This is a genomic window from Nonomuraea sp. NEAU-A123 (assembly GCF_018603905.1).
Lineage (GTDB): Bacteria > Actinomycetota > Actinomycetes > Streptosporangiales > Streptosporangiaceae > Nonomuraea.
On sequence record NZ_JAHFZZ010000005.1, the window covers coordinates 244,984 to 262,382 of the forward strand.

Here is a 17,399-nt window from a genome sequence, read left to right on the forward strand (position 1 = left end):
GTGTCGTGTCGCTCCTATGCGGCCATGCGGCCGGGATGCCACAGGCCGCGACGCTCCAGCACGTCGCGAAGGCCGGTGACGTTGTCGGTCATGATGCCGTCGACGCCGAGGTCGAGCAGGTGTTCCATGCGGACGGGGTCGTTGATCGTCCACACGTGCACCTGCATGCCGATGGCGTGCGCCGTACGGATGAGGCGGTGGGTGGTGACCTTCAGGCCGCGGAAGCCCACCGGCACCTGCGCGCAGGGCACGCCCGCGCGCTTCAGCCGGGCCAGCAGCCGGCCGTAGCCGGAGGTGGCCGCGGCGGCGCGCAGCGCGGCCACGCCGCGCGGGCCGAGCGCCGAGCAGACCTCCCCGCCGAGCGCGGCCCTGGCCAGCACCAGGCGCTCGTCGGAGAAGGAGGTCAGGCAGATCCGGTCGTAGGCCGCCGTGCGCCGGACCGCCTCGGCCAGCGGCGCGATCGCGGCGGCCTCCTTCACGTCGATGTTGAAGCGGATCTCCGGCCAACTGCCGAGCAGGTCCTCCAGCAGCGGGATCTCGTGCACGCCGTTGATGCGCGCCCGCCTGACCGCGCTGTAGGGCAGCTCCGAGATGCGGCCGCGCCGGTCGGTGACCCGGTCGAGCGTGTGGTCGTGGAAGGCGAGCAGCACTCCGTCGGCGGTGGCGTGCGCGTCGGTCTCCAGGTAGCGATAGCCCAGCCGCACGGCCTGCTCGAAGGCGGCGGCGGAGTTTTCAGCGCCCTCGCCGGCGCCTCCGCGGTGTGCGAAGGCCAGCGGGCCCGAATGATCCAGAAACGCGAAGCGACGGCTGAGCACGTCCTGAAGTATGCCTTCCGTGAATGAACAATAAGGTTACGAATCAGCGAGATTCTGCCATTCCTGACGCCGGGCCTCGGCCAGCGCGATGGCGGCGGCCACCGAGACGTTGAACGAGCCGACCCGCCCGACCTGCGGGATGTAGCAGACCCCGTCGACGGAGTCGAGCAGGGCGGGCGAGCAGCCGTGGTCCTCGCTGCCGACCACCAGGCACACGTCGCGGGCCAGGTCGGCTCGGTGCAGGGGCACGGCCTCCGCGGTCAGCTCGATGGCCAGCACGGTGTAGCCGTCCTCGCGCGCGGCCTTCACGGCGTCGACGGCGGGCACCGGCTCGTGCCAGGTGACCAGCCGCTCGGTGCCGAGCGCCGTCTTGCCCGCCTTGGGGTTGGTCGGCGGGGTGGCGTTGCCCGCCAGCCAGATCTGGTCGACGCCGAACGCGGCGGCGCTGCGGAAGATCGAGCCGACGTTGAACGGGCCGGTGACCGACTCAAGGATCAGCGACAGCCGGTTCGAGGTGTTCCTGCGCCAGGTGCGGTTGAGCCGCTTGACGTCGGTGGGGCGCAGCTGCCTTCTCATCGGGTTACCTTCAGGATTCGGTAGGCGGCGCGGGAGGCCGCGCGGGTGGCCTGCCAGCCCTGCTCGCCGAGCCAGCGCTGCAGGGAGTCGGAGCCGAGGTGCTTCTGGACGACCAGGTAGGCGACGCCGTCGGGCGTCAGCCGGGACAGCCAGCGGGTGAGCATCTCGTGCAGGGCGGGCTTGCCTATACGGATAGCGGGATTAGACCAGATAGCCCGAAATTTCACGTCTTCGGGTACCTCGTCGACATGCACGGACCTTACTTTGTCAAGGCGGGCGGCCTGCGCGTTGCGCGCGGTGAGCTCCACACTGCGCCGGTTCACGTCGACGGCCCAGACGGTCGCCTCAGGCGCCCGCGAGGCCATGGTCAGCGCGATCGGGCCGTAGCCGCAGCCCAGGTCGAGCAGGTCGCCCTCCTGCGGCGGCGGCGGAACGCTCTCCAGCAACACGCGGGTGCCGAGATCGACCCGCTCGGGGGAGAACACCCCTCGGTCGGTCTCCAGCCGCAGGTGCAGGTCGGGCAGCACCAGGTCGACGGAGCCCGGCCTGCTCGCGGTCTGCGGCTGCTCGGAGAAGTAGTGGGCCACGTGGCAAAACGTTACGGGATCCGGGCACCGAACAGGACCGCGGCACCCGCCACCAGCAGCCCGGCCACGATGGCGGCCACGATGAACCACTGGGTGACCTCCTGGTCCACCAGCTTGAAGCCGAGTGAGGTGCCGATCTGCTCGTACACGTCACGCAGCTCGCTGCCCGACTCCGCCGCGTAGGCCCGGCCGCTGGTGCCGTCGGACAGCGACTGCAGGGTCTGCTTGTTGACCGGCACGTTCACCGGCCGGCCGTCGATGGAGACCGTGCCCTCCTGCGTGCCGTACGCGATCGTGGAGACCGGCACGCGCGCCTGCTGGGCGGCGTCGATGGCCTCGTTGACGCCTCTGCCCGAGGTGTTGTCGCCGTCGGACAGCAGCACGATCGCGGCCGGCGGCGGGTCGGTGGCGGCCTGCTGGTCGAAGGAGCGTACGGAGTCGAGCGAGTTGAACACCGCCTCGCCGATCGCGGTGCCCGGCCGGGTGGTCAGGTTGCCGATCGCGGTCACGACGGCCTGGTGGTCGGTGGTGGGGGCGATGACCACATTGGCCGAGCGGGCGAAGGAGACCACGCCGACGTTGAACCTGTCGGGCAGCTCCCTGGCGAACGCCTGGGCGGCGGCCTTGGCGGCGCTGATCCTGTTGGGCTGGACGTCGTCGGCGTCCATCGACAGCGACACGTCCAGCGCGATCATGATGGTGGCGCGGTCGCGCGGCACCTTCACCTGGTCGGCCGGTTTGGCCGCGCCGATGACCAGGAGCGACATCATGACGAGGAACATCAGCGGCGCCACGTGCCGCCGCCAGCCGGGGCCCGCGGGCGCGACCAGGTCGAGCAGCGCGAGGTTGGTGAAGCGCACGGTGTAGCGGCGCCTGGCGAACTGCGCCGCCACATAGCCGACCACGACCAGCGCCACCACCGCGAACAACCACAACCACGCCGGCGACAGAAAGGTCACCATGCCTCCTTCATCGGCATAGCACCATTGTCGCCCTGTTCGATGGCTCCCTGACTACGCACGTGCCCTCCGGTGGGCGAGGTGGGCCATGCGCCGCTGGCGGAGGACGAACTGCGCCACGTCGAACACCCAGTCCCTGTCGGTCCGCAGCACCAGGTGCGCCACTCCGGCGCGACGCAGCGCGGCCTTGGTGCCTTCGCGTTGCAGCGCCGCCGCTTCGGCGTAGTTTCGGCGTACTTTGGGGGAAAGGTGCACTTCGCGTACGTGCCCGCTCTCGGGGTCGGCGAACGCGACCCGGCCCACATCGGGCAGTTCGAGCTCGCGCGGGTCGATGACCTCCACCGCCAGCACTTGGTGGCGGGCCGACAGCCGCCTGATCGGCCGCTCCCACGGCCGCTCGGCTTCGGGGTCGAGCTCGGGCCGGGCGTCGAGGAAGTCCGACACGATCAGCCGCATGCCGCGCCGCCTGCGGGTGGCGGCCAGCACGTCGATGCCCTCCGCCAGGTCGGGCGCGTCAGGGACGGCCTGCCCGCGCGGCGCGTCCATCAGCGAGTGCAGCAGCCCGTACAGAGCGGGGCGCCCGGTGCGCGCCGGCATCCGGTGCACGAACTCGTCGTGCAGCACCAGCGCCCCGAACCGGTCGCCCATCCGGCTGGACAGGAACCCGATCGCGCCCACCGCGGCCACCACCAGGTCGCGCTTGTCGGTGTCGGCGGTGCCGAAGTCCATGCTGGGCGACAGGTCGGCCAGCGCCCACGTCTCCAGCTCCCGGTCCGCGATCAGGTCGCGGACGTGCGGCACGGTCGTGCGGGCGGTGACCGCCCAGTCCATCCGCCGCACGTCGTCCTCGCCGGGCACGTAGACGCGACTGTCGCCGGCCTCGCTGCCCGTCCCCGGCAGCAGCCCCAGATGGGCGCCGTGCAGCAGCCCGTCGAGCCGCCGGGTCACCGTCAGCTCCAGGCGCCGCAGCGCCTGCTCGGCTGTGTTCATGGGCCGCTCACCGTGGGCCTCATCGATTCTGGTTCCAGACGACGAGGGGCGGCGGTACGGCCTGCAGGATCTGCCTGACGACCTGTTCGGGATCGACGCCGTCGGCCAGCGCGTCGAAGGTGAGCATCAGCCGGTGCGACATCACGTCGACGGCCACGTCGCGTACGTCGTCGGGCAGCAGGTAGTCGCGGCCGCGCAGCAGGGCCAGGGCGCGCCCGGCGGCGACCAGGCCGAGCGTGGCGCGCGGGCTGACGCCGACCTCGATGGTGTCGGCCAGCTCGCCGAGCCCGTACTCGGCGGGCGAGCGGGTGGACATGACCAGCCGTACGACATAGTCGGCGACGAGCTGGTGGACCGAGACCTGCTCGGCCGCCTCCTGCAGCGCCATCAGCCGGTCGGGGTCCAGCACGCGGTCGGGCGCCGGCGGGGTGACGCTCATCCGGTGCAGGATCTCCAGCTCCTCGTGCGCGCTGGGGTGCGGGACCCGCACGCGGAACAGGAACCGGTCGCGCTGCACCTCGGGCAGCGGATAGACGCCTTCGGACTCGATCGGGTTCTGGGTGGCCAGCACGATGAACGGCTTGGGCAGCGGGTGCGTGATCCCGGCCAGGGTGACCTGGCGTTCGGCCATCACCTCCAGCAGTGCCGACTGGACCTTGGCGGGGGCGCGGTTGATCTCGTCGGCGAGCAGGAAGTTGACGAACACCGGGCCCAGCTCGACGTCGAACTTCTCATTGGACGGATGGAAGACACGGGTGCCGACGATGTCGCTCGGCACCAGGTCGGGCGTGAACTGGATCCGGGCGAACGTGCCGCCCACCACGGTGGCCAAGGTGGAGGCGGCGAGGGTCTTGGCGACGCCTGGCACTCCTTCCAGCAGGCAGTGACCGCGGGCCAGCAGGGCGACGATCAACCTCTCGACCATGTGATCCTGGCCGACGATGACCCGCCGGACCTCGTCAATGGTCTGACGCAGCACAGCGGCATCGGTTTCGTCTGGCACATCTTCGGCGACGCTCATGACGCCATTCCACCAAACGTCCCGCAAACGTGCACGGTGCCGGTCTGTGCTTTCATGGCAAACGTGGCCAGTCCGCTGCAGTACGGAGATCCGCCCCGGCTGGGGCCGTTCGTGGTGCAGGCCCGCCTGCACTCCGCGCCGGCCGGTTTCGTCTACCTCGGTCAGGGGCCGGACGGGCGCGCCGTCTCGCTGGGCCTCCTGACCCGCGGCGCCGCCTTCGACGCCGCCGCCCGCGAACGGTTCGTGACCGCGGTGCGCGAGGCCGCGCCCGCGCGCGGCTGGCTCGGCCGGGCGTCCAGAACGCGCGCCGCCGTGCTGGACGGCGTGCCAGAGGTGCTGTCGATGGAGACCGGCACGGCGCCCTGGGTGGCCGTGCCGTACGTGCCGGGCCGGCCGGGGGCCGAGTGGTTCCTGGAGCCGGTGATGGTCGGGGGCACGTTCATCGGGCAGGCGCACGGCCCGGACTTCGTGCCGTACTGGCTGACCGACCGCGCGCCCGCCCTGCCGGGCGCGCCGACCGGACGCCGGCCGCTCACCGAGACGCGCCGGCGGGTGCTGCTGGCCGCCATGGCACTGGCCGTGCTGTTGCTGCTCGGTACGTTGATCGCGCTGCTGCTGATCATGGGCAGGGAGGACGAGGAGCCGCTGCCCAGGCCGCTGCCGCCGACGAACTTCCAGCCGACCGCGCCCCCGACGCCGGCCACGCCGGAGCCGCAGCAGCCCTCGCCCAGCCAGACGCCGTCGCCGACCAGGAGCGGGCAGGCCACGCCGGGGCCGTCGCCCGGTGACGACTCGGGAGAGGGCTCGCCGCTCTGAATCTCCGGCGTGCGCTTTTTCGGCTTGAGTCTCACGTAGCGTGAGGTTCTAGCGTCCGTGGACATGGAGTTCATCGTTCACGACACGCTCACGTCCATGGCCGAGCTGCTGGAGCAGCCGCTGGAGCGGCGTCCCGACCTGCTGCGCGAGCTGCTCGCGCCCATCCGCTCGGCCATTCCGATGCCGGGCGACATCGTCGACATCCACCACCGGGGGCCCGGCTTCCGGGTGGACGCCGAGGATCCGCGTTATCTGCCCGCGATCCGCGCCATGATCGAGGCGGACGTGCTGGGGCAGGTCGAGCGGGAGCTGCACCGTGCCGCCGACCGGCTGGCCGGCCTCGAGCTGCCCGACTCGCTGCAGGTGGTGTTCGTGCTCGGAAATCCCGACGACGAGCACCTGATGAAGGTCACGGGCGGCTACTACGGGATGGGAGGTTCGCCCGGCGTGCTGTACCTGCTCGGCTGGCCGACGGAGGAGACGATCGGCAGGATCGCGCACTGCGCCGTCCACGAGTTCCACCACCAGGCGCGCTACACCAACGTGCCGTGGCGTCCCGTTGTGGGGGAGCATGTGGTCTCCGAGGGGCTGGCGGAGGCGTTCGTACGGGAGCTGTCGGGGGTCGAGGCCATGGGGCCGTGGTCGTCGATGGTCACCGGTGCGGAGCTGGACCGGGCCTACGCGAAGATCATGGCCGACTTCGATCTGGAGGGCATGCACCTCACGTCCGCGTACGTGCTGGGGGACACCACCGTGGCGCGGTACGGGCAGGAGCCCCGCGGCATTCCCGACATGGCGGGATATGCGGTCGGGCTGCGGCTGGTGGACGAGCATCTGGCCGCCACCGGCATGACGGTCGCCGAGAGCACGACGTTGCCGGTGTCGCAGATCGTCCAGCGGGGTCTATCAGCGGGGTGAGACGAAGCCCGACTCGTAGGCGGCGATCACGGCCTGGGTGCGGTCCCGCGCGCCCAGCTTGGTCAGCACGTTGCCGACGTGCGTCTTGACGGTCTCCTGGCTGACGACCAGTTCGGCGGCGATCTCGCCGTTGGACAGCCCTCTGGTCATCAGCCGCAGCACGTCGCCCTCGCGGCCCGTCAGCCGGCCGATGCCGGGCACCTCTGAGGGCCGGGCGTCGGACGACCGGCGCCCGGCCAGCGTCCGGATCGCCGCCGGGAACAGCAGCGACTCCCCGGCCGCCACCAGCTTGATCGCGTGGACCAGCTCGTCGGGCCTGGTCCGCTTGAGCAGGAACCCGCTGGCGCCCGCCCGCAGCGCCTCGTAGACGTAGTCGTCGTTCTCGAACGTGGTGACCACCAGCACCTTGGGCGGCTCGTCCATGGCCACCAGCCGCCGGGTGGCCTGGATGCCGTCGACGGCGGGCATGCGTACGTCCATCAGCACCACATCGGGCCGCTCCCGGCGCACCACGGGCACCACCTCGGCGCCGTCGGCGGCCTCACCGACCACGCTCAGCCCGGGCTCGGCGTCGATGATGACACGCAGCCCGGCCCGGATGAGGCCCTCGTCGTCGGCGATCACGACCTTGAGCGTCACCGTAGGGGATGTCATGAACCGACCGTAGCGGTGTCACGGGGCCGACCGGAGCGGCAGCCGGACGGACACGCGCCAGCCATCCTCCACCGGGCCCGCCTCCAGCTCGCCGCGGAGCAGGCGAACGCGCTCCCGCATACCGGTCACTCCCCTCCCGCCCACCCGGTCGCCTGGCCCCGCGCCCACCCGGTTGCCAGTCCCCGCGCTCGGCCGGTTGTTCCGTGCGCCCGATCGGTCGGCCTGTGCGTCCGACCGGATGCCTGGCTGCGTTGTGCCGTTCGCGCCGGTCTCGTTGGTGATCTCCAGTCTCAGGTCGTCGTCCTGCACCGCGACGGCCAGCCGTACCGGCCCCTGACCGTGCTTGAGCGCGTTGGTCAGTGCCTCCTGCACGATCCGGTAGGCCTCCCTGGAGACCACGGCGGGCACGCCGGTCAGGTCGCCCACCTCGCGCCGCACCTCGGCGCCGGAGGCGGCGGCCAGGTCGCCGAGATCGGCCAGCGTCGCCTGCGGCGGGCCGGCCTCAGGGGGCGGGTCACCGTCACGCAGGACGCCGAGGACGTGGTCGAGGTCGTCGAGGGCGGCGCGGGCCGACTGCTCGATGGCCGCCAGAGCGTTTTTGGCCGTCTCCGGATCGCGGTCGAGCACCCGCCCGGCCGCGGCGGCCTGCAGGGTGACGACGCTCAGCGCGTGGCCGACGGAGTCGTGCAGCTCGCGGGCCAGCCGGTTGCGCTCGGCCAGCGTACGGGCCTGACGTTCGGCCGCGGCCAGCCGTTCGCCGGGGGTGGGGCCGAGCAGCACGGGGGCGAGCCGGGCCAGCAGCGCGCCCGCGCCAGCCGCGAACAGCACCACCGCCCCCAGCACGGCCAGCCCGATCGGCGGCCAGCGCAGCGCCGCCCAGCCCGGCTCGACCGCCATCCCCAGCATGCGCTCGGGCCCGCCGACGAACGGCACCGCGAACGTGAAGACCGTGAACGGAATCCCGGCCAGCGTGCACCCGCTCACCAGGCCGCCGACGCCCAGGTGAAGGGTGTACCAGGCGGCCGTGCGCCACCGTTCCTGCCATGACCGGCGCGCCTGCCTGGGCGGCGTCTCCACGCGCGCGCCGAGCAGCCCCTGGGCGGCGCTCACCTCCAGCGCCCGCACCGGCAGGAACAGCCCCGTCACCGCCACCACCGGCAGCACCGCCACGAACACCCCGAGCTGGACGGGCAGCAAGAAATTGGCCGGCTGGCCCTGGAGCAGGCCCGATGTCAGAACCCCGGTCATCATGTACGGCATCAGCAGCGCGCCGCCGAGGATCAGGCACGCCCATCGCCGGGGCAGGTTCCATCTCACATTTGTGATTGTATGTCGACAGTTATTCGCTCTCGGTGGAATGCGCCTTTAGAGAAATGCGCCCCCAGCGAAAAGGAGCTGGAATTCGCGCGGCCCGGGTCTAGCGTCGGTGAATAGCTCGAGAGAAAGGCGATTCCATGACGGAGACCCTGCGTACCGGCTGGCCTGACCAGCTCAGCCAGCGCCTGCTGAAGGAGCGCATACTTGTTCTCGGCCAGGAGGTCGACGACGAGATATGCAATCGGCTGTGCGGTGAGCTGCTTTTGCTGGCGGCCGAGGATCCGCGCCGCGACATAACGCTTTACATCAATTCGCCGGGCGGGTCGGTGACCGCGGGGATGGCTCTGTACGACATGATGCAGTTCGTCCCGTGCGACGTGGCGACGGTGGCGATGGGCTTCGCCGCCTCCATGGGGCAACTGCTGCTGTGCGCGGGCACCCCCGGCAAGCGCTACGCACTGCCCAACGCGCGGATCGTCATGCACCAGCCGCTCGGCGGCATCGGCGGCTCGGCCAGCGACATCCAGATCCAGGCGGAGAATCTGCTCTACACCAAGCGCAGGCTGGCCGAGCTCATCGCCCAGCACACCGGCCAGCCGCTGGAGCGGATCCAGGCCGACTCCGACCGCGACCGCTGGTTCACCGCGCAGGAGGCGCTCGACTACGGATTCGTCGACCACATGGCCGAGGGGATGAACTGATATGAGCGGACGTTACGTGCTGCCCTCGTTCACCGAGCGCACCTCTTACGGCATGAAGGAGATGAACCCGTACAACAAGCTGTTCGAGGACCGGGTCATCTTCCTGGGCACGCCGATCGACGACACGAGCGCCAACGACGTGATGGCGCAGTTGCTGACGCTGGAGTCGCTCGATCCTGACCAGGACATCAACATGTACATCAACTCGCCGGGCGGCTCGTTCACCTCGATGACGGCGATCTACGACACGATGCAGTTCGTCCGGCCGGAGATCCACACCGTCTGCATCGGCGAGGCGTCCTCGGCCGCCGCCGTCCTGCTGGCGGCGGGCACGCCGGGCAAGCGCGCCGCCCTGCCGCACGCCCGCATCCTGCTGCACCAGCCCTCCACCGAGGGCGGCCGGGGCCAGTCGAGCGACATGGAGATCCACGCCAGGGAGATCCTGCGGATGCGCGACCAGCAGGAGTTCATGCTGGCCAGGCACACGGGCAAGACGGAGCTGGAGATCAGGAAGGACATCGAGCGGGACCGGATCTTCACAGCCGAGCAGGCGCGCTCGTACAACCTGATCGACGACATCTACGCCTCCCGAAAGCGCACGCTGACCACCGCCCGCTAGCCCCAAGCGCCGACGAGAGCCTGCGGGGGCGACCGGCCACCCCCGCAGGCCCGCGCAGCGCGGCCAGCGGGCTGGGGCCCGGAGGTGTGGCGCAGTGTGGCCGGAGGTCTGGCGATCCGGTGCAGCGCGGCCCGATGGGCTGGCGGTTCGGGGGGCGGGGGGTATCCCGGCTGTTTGGCTGTGAAAGTGGGACATATACGCTCTTGGCGGTTCTCGGGGGAAATCGGGGGAGTGGCGTGCCGCTGGAGCATGTGGTGCTGGTGTTGGCGGCTGCCCTTTGTGCGGGCTGGGTCGATGCTGTCGTGGGTGGGGGCGGGTTGGTGCAGTTGCCCGCGGTGATGGTGACGGGTATTCCGCCCGTGCAGGCGATGGCCACCAACAAGCTCTCCTCCGTCTTCGGCACCGCCTCGGCCGCCGTGACCTACACGCGTACCACCAAGGTGGACCGGGCGGTCGCGTTGCCCGGCGTGGGGCTGGCTGTGGTCAGTGCCGGGCTCGGCGCACTGGCCGCGGCGGCGATCTCGGCCGATGTGCTGCGCCCCGCCGTGATGGCGGTGCTGATCGGCGTGGCCGCTTTCGTGACGCTGCGTCCGGCTATGGGCTCGGTGCCGCAGCCCCATCTGCGGACGAACGGCCGCGTCGTGGCGGCCGTGACGATCGCGGGCGTGGGCATCGCCTTCTATGACGGCATCATGGGACCGGGCACGGGGACGTTCCTGATCATCGCGTTCACCACGATCCTCGGGCTCGACTTCGTGTCCGCCTCCGCCTCGGCGAAGATCATCAATACCGGGACCAATCTGGGCGCGCTGTTCGTGTTCGCCTGGCAGGGGCATGTGCTGTGGGGGCTGGGCCTGGGGATGGCCGTCTGCAACGTGGCGGGCGCGCAGGTGGGCGCCCGCATGGCGCTCAAGCGCGGCACAGGTTTCGTCCGGGTCGTGCTGCTGTGCGTGGTGGTGGCCATGGTGATCAGGCTGGGCTGGCAGCAGTTCGGCTAGGCGCCGATGCGCCGAGCCGGCGTCGTGCGCTCGCCCGCTCGCCCGCTCGCCCGAGGCTAGGACCCGACGGGCTCGGCCGTACGGGGGCGCAGGGCGGTGGCGGCCAGCGCCACGAAGGCGGCCAGCAGCGCCGGTACGCCCAGCGCCCGGGGCAGCCCGGACAGCTCCGCGAGCCCCCCGATGAGCACGGGCCCGGACAGGAATCCCAGATAGCCGATGCTCGCCACCCGCGCGAGGGCTCGCCCCGCGAACGCCGGATCACGATGCCCGGCGGCGGAGAACACCTGCGGCACGATGCACGACAACCCCGCCCCGAAGCACCCGAACCCGGCCACCCCCGCCACCGGATGCCCGACCGTCAGCGCCAGTCCCAGCCCGGCGGCGGCCAGCAACCCGCATCCGCGCACCAGCGCCACCGGCCCGAAGCGGACCGCCAGCCGGTCCCCGGCCAGGCGCCCGGCCGTCATCATGATGGAGAACGCGGCATAGCCCGCCGCCGCGAACCCCGCCGACGCGGCCAGGTCCTCCCGAAGGTAGACCGAGCTCCAGTCGGCCGCCGCCCCCTCGCCCACCAGGCAGCAGAAGGCCAGCACGCCGAGGAAGAGGACCCCCTTGGGCAGCCCCGGCCGTACCCCGTCCGCCGAGGTCACCGGCGCGGGCCGGGAGCGCAGCGCCCAGGATGCCGCCCACACGGCCAGCAGCGCGACCACCACGCCCACTGACAGGAACGTGGCGGCGGGAGAGAGCGCCAGATGCGCGAACAGCCCTCCGGCGGCGGCGCCCGCGAACCCGCCGATGCTGAACACCGCGTGGAACGACGACATGATCGGCCGTCCCCACGCCCGCTCCACCTCCACCGCGTTGGCGTTCATCGAGACGTCCAGCACCCCGTGGACCACGCCGAACCCGAACAGCGCGGCGGCCAGCGTGCCCAGGTTCACGGCGTAGGCGGGCAGGACGAGCACCACCCCCTGCAGCAGCGCGGCGGGGATCATGACGCGGCTGCTGCCGTAGCGGTCGACCAGGCGGCCGACCACCTGCATGCCCGCCACCGCCCCGGCGGCGATGGCCAGCAGCGCCAGGCTCAGCCGCCCGTCGCTCAGTCCGAGGTCCTGCTTGATGGCCGGTATCCGGGCCGTCCAGGTGCCGATGGCGGCCCCGGCGAGGAAGAACAGCAGGTAGACGGCGACCCGGGCGCGGTTCACCGGGCTTCCTGGACGAGACGGACGGTGACCCCGGCGGCGAGCAGGGCGTCGTGCTGCTCGCGCGGGATGCCGGCGTCGGTCACCACCACGTCGAGCCGTGAGATCGGGCAGACCGCCCCGAACGCCGTCCTGGTGAACTTGCCCGAGTCGCACACCACGATCACCCGCCTGGCCGCGGCGATGGCGGCCTGCTTGACGGCCACCTCCGGCAGGTCGTGGGCGGTCATTCCATGCTCGGACGACAGGCCGCAGCAGCCGATCACCGCCGTGTCGAAGCGCAGGGCCTTGATCGAGCTCTCGGTCAGGGGGCCCATGAAGTTCAGCTCGCCCTGCCGTACCTCTCCGCCGGGGAGCACCAGTCGTACGCGCGGCCCCGCGGCCAGCAGCGACGCGGACTGGAGCGCCAGCGGGAGGACGGTCACCCGGCGGTCCAGCAGTGCGCGCGCCACCTCGAAGGCGGTCGTGCCGCCGTCGAGCAGCACCGCCTCGCCGTCGGCGATCAGGCCGGCCACCTCGGCGCCGATCCGCTGCTTGGCGTCCACCGCTTCATGCTCCCGTACCCCGAACGGCGGTTCCTCGCCGCGCAGTAGCAGCGACAGCGCGCCGCCCCGGACCCTGCGCACCACCCCCTGCTGGGCCAGTTCGTCCAGGTCGCGGCGGATGGTCATCTCCGACACGCCGTGCTCGGCGGCCAGCTCGGCGACCGAGACGCTGTCGTGGGTGCGAAGGGTGTTCATGATGGCCAGCACACGTTCCATGTGTTCATATAAACATGACTCATGTGCGCAATACAATGGGGGGCATGCGCGCCAGCCGTCTGCTCTCCCTTCTGCTGCTCCTGCAGGCGCGCGGCCGGATGACCGCCACCGACCTGGCCGCGGAGCTGGAGGTGTCGGTCAGGACCGTCTATCGCGACGTCGAGGCGCTGTCGGCCGCCGGAGTGCCGGTCTACGCCGACCGTGGCCCGGCGGGCGGCTACCAGTTGCTCGACGGCTACCGCACCCGGCTGACCGGGCTGACGGCCGAGGAGGCGTCGTCGCTGTTCCTGGCGGGGCTGCCGGGGCCCGCGGCCGAGCTGGGGCTGTCGGAGGTGGTGGCGAGCGCGGAGCTGAAGCTGCTGGCCGCGCTGCCGCCCGAGCCGCGCTCGCACGCCTCGCGGATGCGTGAGCGCTTCCTGATGGACGTGCCCGGCTGGTACCGCGACGCCGACGACGTGCCGCACCTCAGCGAGGTGGCCGAGGCGGTGTGGACGCAGCGGCGGCTGCGGATGACCTACCGGCGCTGGGGCAAGCAGGAGGTCGAGCGGGTGGTGAACCCGTACGGGCTCGTGCTCAAAGGCGGCTCGTGGTACATGGTCGCCGCCCCCGCCGGAGCGACGCCGCGTACGTACCGGGTCGCGCGCATCCTGGCGCTGGAGACCCTGCCGGGCGGCTTCGACCGGCCCGAGGGCTTCGACCTCGGCGGCTTCTGGCGCGACTATTCACGCGAGTTCCGCGAGCGCATGTACACCGCCGAGGCCGTCATCAAGATCGCCCCCGGCACGGACAGCCTGCTCGCCTACACGATGGGCAACGACGTCGTCGCCGCCGCGCTGGCCGAGGGCGTCGAGCCCGACGCCGAGGGCTGGCGGACGCTCACCGTTCCGATCGAGTCGATCACGCACGCCCGGTGGCTGCTGCTGCGGCTCGGGGCGAGCGTCGAGGTGCTGGGACCGCCCGAACTGCGCGCGCTGATGGCCGAGGCCGTCGCGGAGCTCGGAAAAATCTACGGCTAAAACCGGGCGATTCTGTCACGATGCCCCGCATGTATCTCATCGCATTCATTGGCGCGTGCATCCTGGTGGCGATGGTTCCCGGAGTCAGCACCGCGATCATCCTCAGACAGACGCTGCGGGCCGGGCGCGGCTCCGGCCTGGCCGCCACCCTGGGCAACGAGACCGGCATCCTGATGTGGGGGCTGGCCGCCGCGTTCGGCCTGTCGGCGCTGGTGCTGGCCTCACAGGTGGCCTACGACGTGATGCGCGTGGCGGGCGCGGTCCTGCTGGTCGTGATGGGGGCGCAGTCGCTCTGGCAGGCCCGCAAGGGTTCGCCGCCGGTCGAGGGGGTCGCGGTCAGCGGCCGGCGCAGGTCGTACCTGGCCGGGTTCGGGACCTGCCTGGCCAACCCGAAGGCGGCGGTGTTCGCGATGTCGTTCCTGCCGCAGTTCGTGCCCCAGGGGCAGGACGTCCCGCTCACCCTCGTCACGCTCGCCGTCGTCTGGGTGCTCGTGGACCTGCTCTGGTACGGCCTGCTCATCTGGACCGTCGCCAAGGCCAAGGCGTTCCTCGGCCGGCCGGTCGTCAAGCGACGGCTGGAGCAGATCTCCGGTGTCGTCCTCATCGGGCTCGGCCTGAGGCTCGTCCTGGACTCGCGATGAGCGGCGGCTGGACTACGTTGGGGGGATGACGAACGACCTGGCGACGCTGATGCGGCAGGCGCAGGACGAGGATCCGCTGCGAGCCCTGCAGGCGACCACCGCGTTGCGGCACGAGCTCGAACGCATGGAGGCGGTCCAGGTACGCCGGGCCAGGGTGGCCGGGCTGCCGTGGGCGCAGATCGCTCATGCGATCGGGGTGAGCAAACAGGCCGTGCACAAGAAGTACGGCCGGGGCTGACCCGCAGCGAGCGCTCGGTCGTCAGCGCTCGCGCCACTCGGCGAGCAGCCGGGGCAGACCGCGCTCCACGAACGCGAAGTAGTCGCGCATCCTGGCCAGGTTCGCGCCGGCGGCGGTGTCGTCGCCGCCGACCGCCTCGACCGCGGCCGACGCCTCGTCGGTGATCTGCCGGAAGATCGGCATCTTGGCCAGCGTGAGCTCGTACCAGGCGTCGTCGGGCAGGCGGTAGACGTCGCGGCGGGAGCCGGGCACCGGCTCCCGCACCACCAGGCGCATCTGCGTGAGCAGGCGCACCGCGCCGGAGATGGCGGCCGGGCTGACGCCGAGCCGCTCGCCGAGCTCGGCGGCGGTCAGCGTCCGCTCCTCGGCCGCCATCATCGTGAACAGCACGCGCGCGGCCATGGGCGGCAGCCCCCAGTCGGAGAAGATCCGCGCCATCCGCTCGACCGCGTGGCGCACGGCCTCCTCGTCACGAGTCACACGCGGGATTCTACGGGCTTCACAAACGCGCGAAACTCTCGGCGAACCATCTCAGCGCGATCTGCCAGGAGTAGCCCCGGCGGATGCGCCCGGCCACGTCCGGCGGGAGCGTGTCGAGGCCGCGGTGCTCCAGCAGCACCTCGGTGCCGCCGTCGACCGGCGAGAACGCCACCTCGATCTCCATCTCGCCCTGGTCGTTGATCAGGTCGGCCCAGACCAGGCGCCGTGGCGGCTCCCAGACGAGGATCCGGCCGGTGTCGACGTGGCCGCCGTCGGACCACAGCTCGCGCAGGAAGCCGTCCTCGAACCGGATGCCGACCGCGCGTGACGGGTCGACCCAGCTGTGGGGACCGCGGACGTACCAACTGTCGATCTCGTCGGTGAAGACGCGGAACGCGGTGGCCTGATCGACGGGGACGGTGACGGCGGCCTGGACGGAGTTCATGGGGCAGTGCGTTCCACGTGGTCCTTGAACGAGCCGAGCTGCTCGGCCCAGAACGCCTGCACCTGGTCGAGCCACGCCTGAAGGGCGGTGAACGGCTCCTGGCGCAGCGTGTAGAGGCGCAGCCGGGCATCCTCGCCGCCCGCCTCCGCCTGGACCAGCCCGCCGGCCCGCAGCACTCGCAGATGCCTGCTCAGCGCGGGCGCGCTCATCTGGACGGCCTGCGCCAGCTCCCCGGCGGGGCGTGGGCCGGCGCGCAGCAGGTCGATCACCTTGCGCCGGGTGGGGTCGGCGAGGGCGGCCAGCGTGGCATCCAGATCGTTGCTGTTCGCGTTAATTATTGCTCGCTTCCGTTATATGATAATACTTAACGATAGCGCTAATTATTACGGAGGTCTGCGCATGGCTGTAGAGCTGGGCTACTACACGCTGTCGGTCGAGGACCTGGATCGGGCCGCCGCCTTCTACGGGGCGCTGTTCGAGTGGGAGTTCCGGCGCGAGCACGAGACGTACCTGCACGTGGCGAACGCCGCGGTGCCGATGGGCCTCACCGCCGCCGGCCCCTCGTCGCAGCCGAACATGTACTACAGCGTCGACGACGTCGACGCGGTGATCAAGCGGGTGCACGAGCTCGGCGGCACGACGGGGGAGGTCATGGAGAGCAAGTCGGGGCGGGGCTGCTCCTGCACCGACGACCAGGGTACGGAGATCAGCATCTGGCAGCCCGCACCCGGCTACTGAGTGCTCCGGTCGATCAGTCGGGTGCCTTCACCGTGGCGATGCCGAGCGTGCTGGTCATCGGGAGGATTCCCGCCTCGAAGACGGCGCCCAGGACCGGCTGGATGAGCTGGGCCAGCCGGTCGGCGCGCTGCTCGCCGAACTGCCGCCACGGCTCGGCGGCCAGTACGTCGGTCATCCGCTCGACCTGGTCGCGCAGCTCCCGGCCCGCGTCGGTGGCCTGGCCGGCGGCGTCGACCAGACCGCGCCCGGCCAGCCGATCCTGCGCGGCGGCCCAATCGTCCTCGCTCCAGCCGCGCCCGGCGAAGTTGGCCGCCGGGGCCGCGCCGATCGCGGCGAAGGAGACCAGCGACTCGCACGGGTCCAGCTCCGCCGCCTGGAGCGCCACCAGATGGCCGTCGCCGCGGTGCTCGCGCAGCAGGGTGGCGGCGTGCCAGAGCACCAGGTGCGGCTCGTCCGGCCAGGGCAGGTCCAGGTTGGCGGCGGCGAACGGCCGTCCGGCCACCGTCACGCCCTCGGCCACCTGCCTGGCCAGCTCCGCGGCCTCGGCGATCTGTCCTGTCCTGTCACCGAGCAGCGCCCGATAGGTGCGGTCGACGGCCCGGTGGCGGGCCTCCAGGACCTGCTCGGGGGTGGCGGTGTCCCAGACGGCCGGAACGTGTTCGGCGATCGTCTGAGGGCTGAAGCTGTAGTAGGTGGAAAAGGCCAGGTTCGTACCCGCGTGGCCCAGCGGCGCGGTGCGGTAGGCGAAGTAGCTCGGCCAGCGCGACTCCACGTCATAGCCGATCGCCGCGGCTTCCTCGAAGGCCTGGGGAGAGAAGTACAGCGCCGCGTGGATCGGCTCCAACTGGTGCCACATGCGGCGGGCGACTCTGCCATCGATGGACATGCCAATTCCTCACTGTCTAGG

23 protein-coding genes are annotated in these 17,399 nt (G+C 71.3%); 9 read left to right on the forward strand and 14 right to left on the reverse strand.

Annotation, left to right across the window (positions count from 1 at the left end):
* Positions 1-14 precede the first annotated feature (14 nt).
* From KLK06_RS16825 to KLK06_RS16850, 6 genes are read right to left on the reverse strand one after another with little or no spacing between them, the layout of a single operon-like run.
* On the reverse strand, positions 15-815 hold the full coding sequence (locus tag KLK06_RS16825; protein ID WP_214636404.1) for a glycerophosphodiester phosphodiesterase family protein: 801 nt from the start codon (positions 813-815) through the stop codon (positions 15-17).
* Between the two features lie 36 nt (positions 816-851).
* Positions 852-1,391, reverse strand: coding sequence for a TrmH family RNA methyltransferase (locus KLK06_RS16830; RefSeq protein ID WP_214636405.1), 540 nt, complete (start codon positions 1,389-1,391; stop codon positions 852-854).
* The gene (locus KLK06_RS16835; RefSeq protein WP_214636406.1) at positions 1,388-1,978 is read right to left on the reverse strand and encodes a class I SAM-dependent methyltransferase; all 591 of its coding nucleotides are present in this window, start codon (positions 1,976-1,978) and stop codon (positions 1,388-1,390) included. Before KLK06_RS16835 ends, KLK06_RS16830 begins: the two co-directional genes overlap by 4 nt.
* Positions 1,979-1,989: 11 nt before the next feature.
* The gene (locus tag KLK06_RS16840; protein ID WP_214636838.1) at positions 1,990-2,937 is read right to left on the reverse strand and encodes a VWA domain-containing protein; all 948 of its coding nucleotides are present in this window, start codon (positions 2,935-2,937) and stop codon (positions 1,990-1,992) included.
* A gap of 54 nt (positions 2,938-2,991) precedes the next feature.
* Positions 2,992-3,927, reverse strand: coding sequence for a DUF58 domain-containing protein (locus KLK06_RS16845; RefSeq protein ID WP_214636407.1), 936 nt, complete (start codon positions 3,925-3,927; stop codon positions 2,992-2,994).
* Between the two features lie 19 nt (positions 3,928-3,946).
* Entirely contained in the window at positions 3,947-4,948 is a 1,002-nt protein-coding gene (locus tag KLK06_RS16850) for a MoxR family ATPase (RefSeq protein ID WP_214636408.1), read from the reverse strand.
* A 54-nt stretch (positions 4,949-5,002) separates the two neighbouring features.
* On the opposite strand from KLK06_RS16850, the gene KLK06_RS16855 reads away from it, so the two are divergent.
* Both KLK06_RS16855 and KLK06_RS16860 read left to right on the forward strand, forming a co-directional pair.
* The gene (locus KLK06_RS16855) at positions 5,003-5,764 is read left to right on the forward strand and encodes a hypothetical protein (protein ID WP_214636409.1); all 762 of its coding nucleotides are present in this window, start codon (positions 5,003-5,005) and stop codon (positions 5,762-5,764) included.
* A 63-nt stretch (positions 5,765-5,827) separates the two neighbouring features.
* Positions 5,828-6,682, forward strand: coding sequence for a DUF2268 domain-containing protein (locus KLK06_RS16860; RefSeq protein ID WP_214636410.1), 855 nt, complete (start codon positions 5,828-5,830; stop codon positions 6,680-6,682).
* Here the strand turns inward: KLK06_RS16860 and KLK06_RS16865 are convergent.
* Together KLK06_RS16865 and KLK06_RS16870 are read right to left on the reverse strand one after the other, a co-directional pair.
* The gene (locus tag KLK06_RS16865; RefSeq protein ID WP_214636411.1) at positions 6,671-7,336 is read right to left on the reverse strand and encodes a response regulator transcription factor; all 666 of its coding nucleotides are present in this window, start codon (positions 7,334-7,336) and stop codon (positions 6,671-6,673) included. The genes KLK06_RS16860 and KLK06_RS16865 overlap by 12 nt on opposite strands.
* An 18-nt stretch (positions 7,337-7,354) precedes the next feature.
* Positions 7,355-8,653: a histidine kinase gene (locus KLK06_RS16870; protein ID WP_308168294.1), complete on the reverse strand. Its 1,299-nt coding sequence runs from the start codon at positions 8,651-8,653 to the stop codon at positions 7,355-7,357.
* A 137-nt stretch (positions 8,654-8,790) separates the two neighbouring features.
* Here KLK06_RS16870 and KLK06_RS16875 point away from each other — a divergent pair, with 137 nt between their 5' ends.
* The 3 genes from KLK06_RS16875 (at position 8,791) to KLK06_RS16885 (ending at position 10,971) form a co-directional block, all read left to right on the forward strand.
* A complete protein-coding gene (locus KLK06_RS16875; RefSeq protein ID WP_214636412.1) occupies positions 8,791-9,354 on the forward strand; it encodes a ClpP family protease in 564 nt (187 codons plus the stop codon).
* Position 9,355: 1 nt separating this feature from the next.
* Positions 9,356-9,973, forward strand: a complete 618-nt coding sequence (locus KLK06_RS16880; protein ID WP_214636413.1) for an ATP-dependent Clp protease proteolytic subunit — start codon at positions 9,356-9,358, stop codon at positions 9,971-9,973.
* A gap of 236 nt (positions 9,974-10,209) precedes the next feature.
* Positions 10,210-10,971, forward strand: a complete 762-nt coding sequence (locus KLK06_RS16885) for a TSUP family transporter (RefSeq protein WP_214636414.1) — start codon at positions 10,210-10,212, stop codon at positions 10,969-10,971.
* Positions 10,972-11,027: 56 nt separating this feature from the next.
* On the opposite strand, the gene KLK06_RS16890 is transcribed toward KLK06_RS16885, so the two are convergent.
* Both KLK06_RS16890 and KLK06_RS16895 read right to left on the reverse strand, forming a co-directional pair.
* On the reverse strand, positions 11,028-12,176 hold the full coding sequence (locus KLK06_RS16890; RefSeq protein ID WP_214636415.1) for an MFS transporter: 1,149 nt from the start codon (positions 12,174-12,176) through the stop codon (positions 11,028-11,030).
* Complete coding sequence (locus tag KLK06_RS16895) at positions 12,173-12,934, reverse strand: DeoR/GlpR family DNA-binding transcription regulator (RefSeq protein ID WP_250905542.1); 762 nt, start codon at positions 12,932-12,934, stop codon at positions 12,173-12,175. The genes KLK06_RS16890 and KLK06_RS16895 overlap by 4 nt, the downstream gene beginning before the upstream one ends.
* A gap of 44 nt (positions 12,935-12,978) precedes the next feature.
* On the opposite strand from KLK06_RS16895, the gene KLK06_RS16900 reads away from it, so the two are divergent.
* The 3 genes from KLK06_RS16900 to KLK06_RS16910 are packed head-to-tail and all read left to right on the forward strand — an operon-like array spanning position 12,979 to position 14,829.
* Positions 12,979-13,950, forward strand: a complete 972-nt coding sequence (locus tag KLK06_RS16900; protein WP_214636416.1) for a YafY family protein — start codon at positions 12,979-12,981, stop codon at positions 13,948-13,950.
* A 29-nt stretch (positions 13,951-13,979) separates the two neighbouring features.
* Entirely contained in the window at positions 13,980-14,591 is a 612-nt protein-coding gene (locus tag KLK06_RS16905; RefSeq protein WP_214636417.1) for a LysE family translocator, read from the forward strand.
* A gap of 25 nt (positions 14,592-14,616) precedes the next feature.
* A complete protein-coding gene (locus KLK06_RS16910; protein ID WP_214636418.1) occupies positions 14,617-14,829 on the forward strand; it encodes a hypothetical protein in 213 nt (70 codons plus the stop codon).
* A gap of 21 nt (positions 14,830-14,850) precedes the next feature.
* Here KLK06_RS16910 and KLK06_RS16915 read toward each other — a convergent pair whose 3' ends face one another.
* The 3 genes from KLK06_RS16915 to KLK06_RS16925 are packed head-to-tail and all read right to left on the reverse strand — an operon-like array spanning position 14,851 to position 16,092.
* A complete protein-coding gene (locus KLK06_RS16915; protein WP_214636419.1) occupies positions 14,851-15,309 on the reverse strand; it encodes a GbsR/MarR family transcriptional regulator in 459 nt (152 codons plus the stop codon).
* A 19-nt stretch (positions 15,310-15,328) separates the two neighbouring features.
* Positions 15,329-15,754, reverse strand: coding sequence for an SRPBCC domain-containing protein (locus KLK06_RS16920; protein ID WP_214636420.1), 426 nt, complete (start codon positions 15,752-15,754; stop codon positions 15,329-15,331).
* Positions 15,751-16,092, reverse strand: a complete 342-nt coding sequence (locus tag KLK06_RS16925; RefSeq protein ID WP_308168328.1) for a metalloregulator ArsR/SmtB family transcription factor — start codon at positions 16,090-16,092, stop codon at positions 15,751-15,753. Before KLK06_RS16925 ends, KLK06_RS16920 begins: the two co-directional genes overlap by 4 nt.
* A 61-nt stretch (positions 16,093-16,153) precedes the next feature.
* Between KLK06_RS16925 and KLK06_RS16930 the strand changes: the two genes are divergently transcribed.
* Complete coding sequence (locus KLK06_RS16930; RefSeq protein WP_214636421.1) at positions 16,154-16,492, forward strand: VOC family protein; 339 nt, start codon at positions 16,154-16,156, stop codon at positions 16,490-16,492.
* 13 nt (positions 16,493-16,505) lie between these two features.
* Here KLK06_RS16930 and KLK06_RS16935 read toward each other — a convergent pair whose 3' ends face one another.
* Complete coding sequence (locus tag KLK06_RS16935; RefSeq protein ID WP_214636422.1) at positions 16,506-17,378, reverse strand: hypothetical protein; 873 nt, start codon at positions 17,376-17,378, stop codon at positions 16,506-16,508.
* Positions 17,379-17,399: the final 21 nt, after the last annotated feature.

Bases quoted from the DNA above. Each gene is read 5' to 3' on its own strand.
- KLK06_RS16830 (WP_214636405.1), bottom strand. From the start codon at position 1,391: ATGAGAAGGCAGCTGCGCCCCACCGACGTCAAGCGGCTCAACCGCACC.
- KLK06_RS16875 (WP_214636412.1), top strand. From the start codon at position 8,791: ATGACGGAGACCCTGCGTACCGGCTGGCCTGACCAGCTCAGCCAGCGC.
- KLK06_RS16930 (WP_214636421.1), top strand. From the start codon at position 16,154: ATGGCTGTAGAGCTGGGCTACTACACGCTGTCGGTCGAGGACCTGGAT.
- KLK06_RS16935 (WP_214636422.1), bottom strand. From the start codon at position 17,378: ATGTCCATCGATGGCAGAGTCGCCCGCCGCATGTGGCACCAGTTGGAG.
- KLK06_RS16855 (WP_214636409.1), top strand. From the start codon at position 5,003: ATGGCAAACGTGGCCAGTCCGCTGCAGTACGGAGATCCGCCCCGGCTG.
- KLK06_RS16865 (WP_214636411.1), bottom strand. From the start codon at position 7,336: ATGACATCCCCTACGGTGACGCTCAAGGTCGTGATCGCCGACGACGAG.
- KLK06_RS16910 (WP_214636418.1), top strand. From the start codon at position 14,617: ATGACGAACGACCTGGCGACGCTGATGCGGCAGGCGCAGGACGAGGAT.
- KLK06_RS16920 (WP_214636420.1), bottom strand. From the start codon at position 15,754: ATGAACTCCGTCCAGGCCGCCGTCACCGTCCCCGTCGATCAGGCCACC.
- KLK06_RS16880 (WP_214636413.1), top strand. From the start codon at position 9,356: ATGAGCGGACGTTACGTGCTGCCCTCGTTCACCGAGCGCACCTCTTAC.
- KLK06_RS16850 (WP_214636408.1), bottom strand. From the start codon at position 4,948: ATGAGCGTCGCCGAAGATGTGCCAGACGAAACCGATGCCGCTGTGCTG.
- KLK06_RS16860 (WP_214636410.1), top strand. From the start codon at position 5,828: ATGGAGTTCATCGTTCACGACACGCTCACGTCCATGGCCGAGCTGCTG.
- KLK06_RS16900 (WP_214636416.1), top strand. From the start codon at position 12,979: ATGCGCGCCAGCCGTCTGCTCTCCCTTCTGCTGCTCCTGCAGGCGCGC.
- KLK06_RS16905 (WP_214636417.1), top strand. From the start codon at position 13,980: ATGTATCTCATCGCATTCATTGGCGCGTGCATCCTGGTGGCGATGGTT.
- KLK06_RS16895 (WP_250905542.1), bottom strand. From the start codon at position 12,934: ATGGAACGTGTGCTGGCCATCATGAACACCCTTCGCACCCACGACAGC.
- KLK06_RS16845 (WP_214636407.1), bottom strand. From the start codon at position 3,927: ATGAACACAGCCGAGCAGGCGCTGCGGCGCCTGGAGCTGACGGTGACC.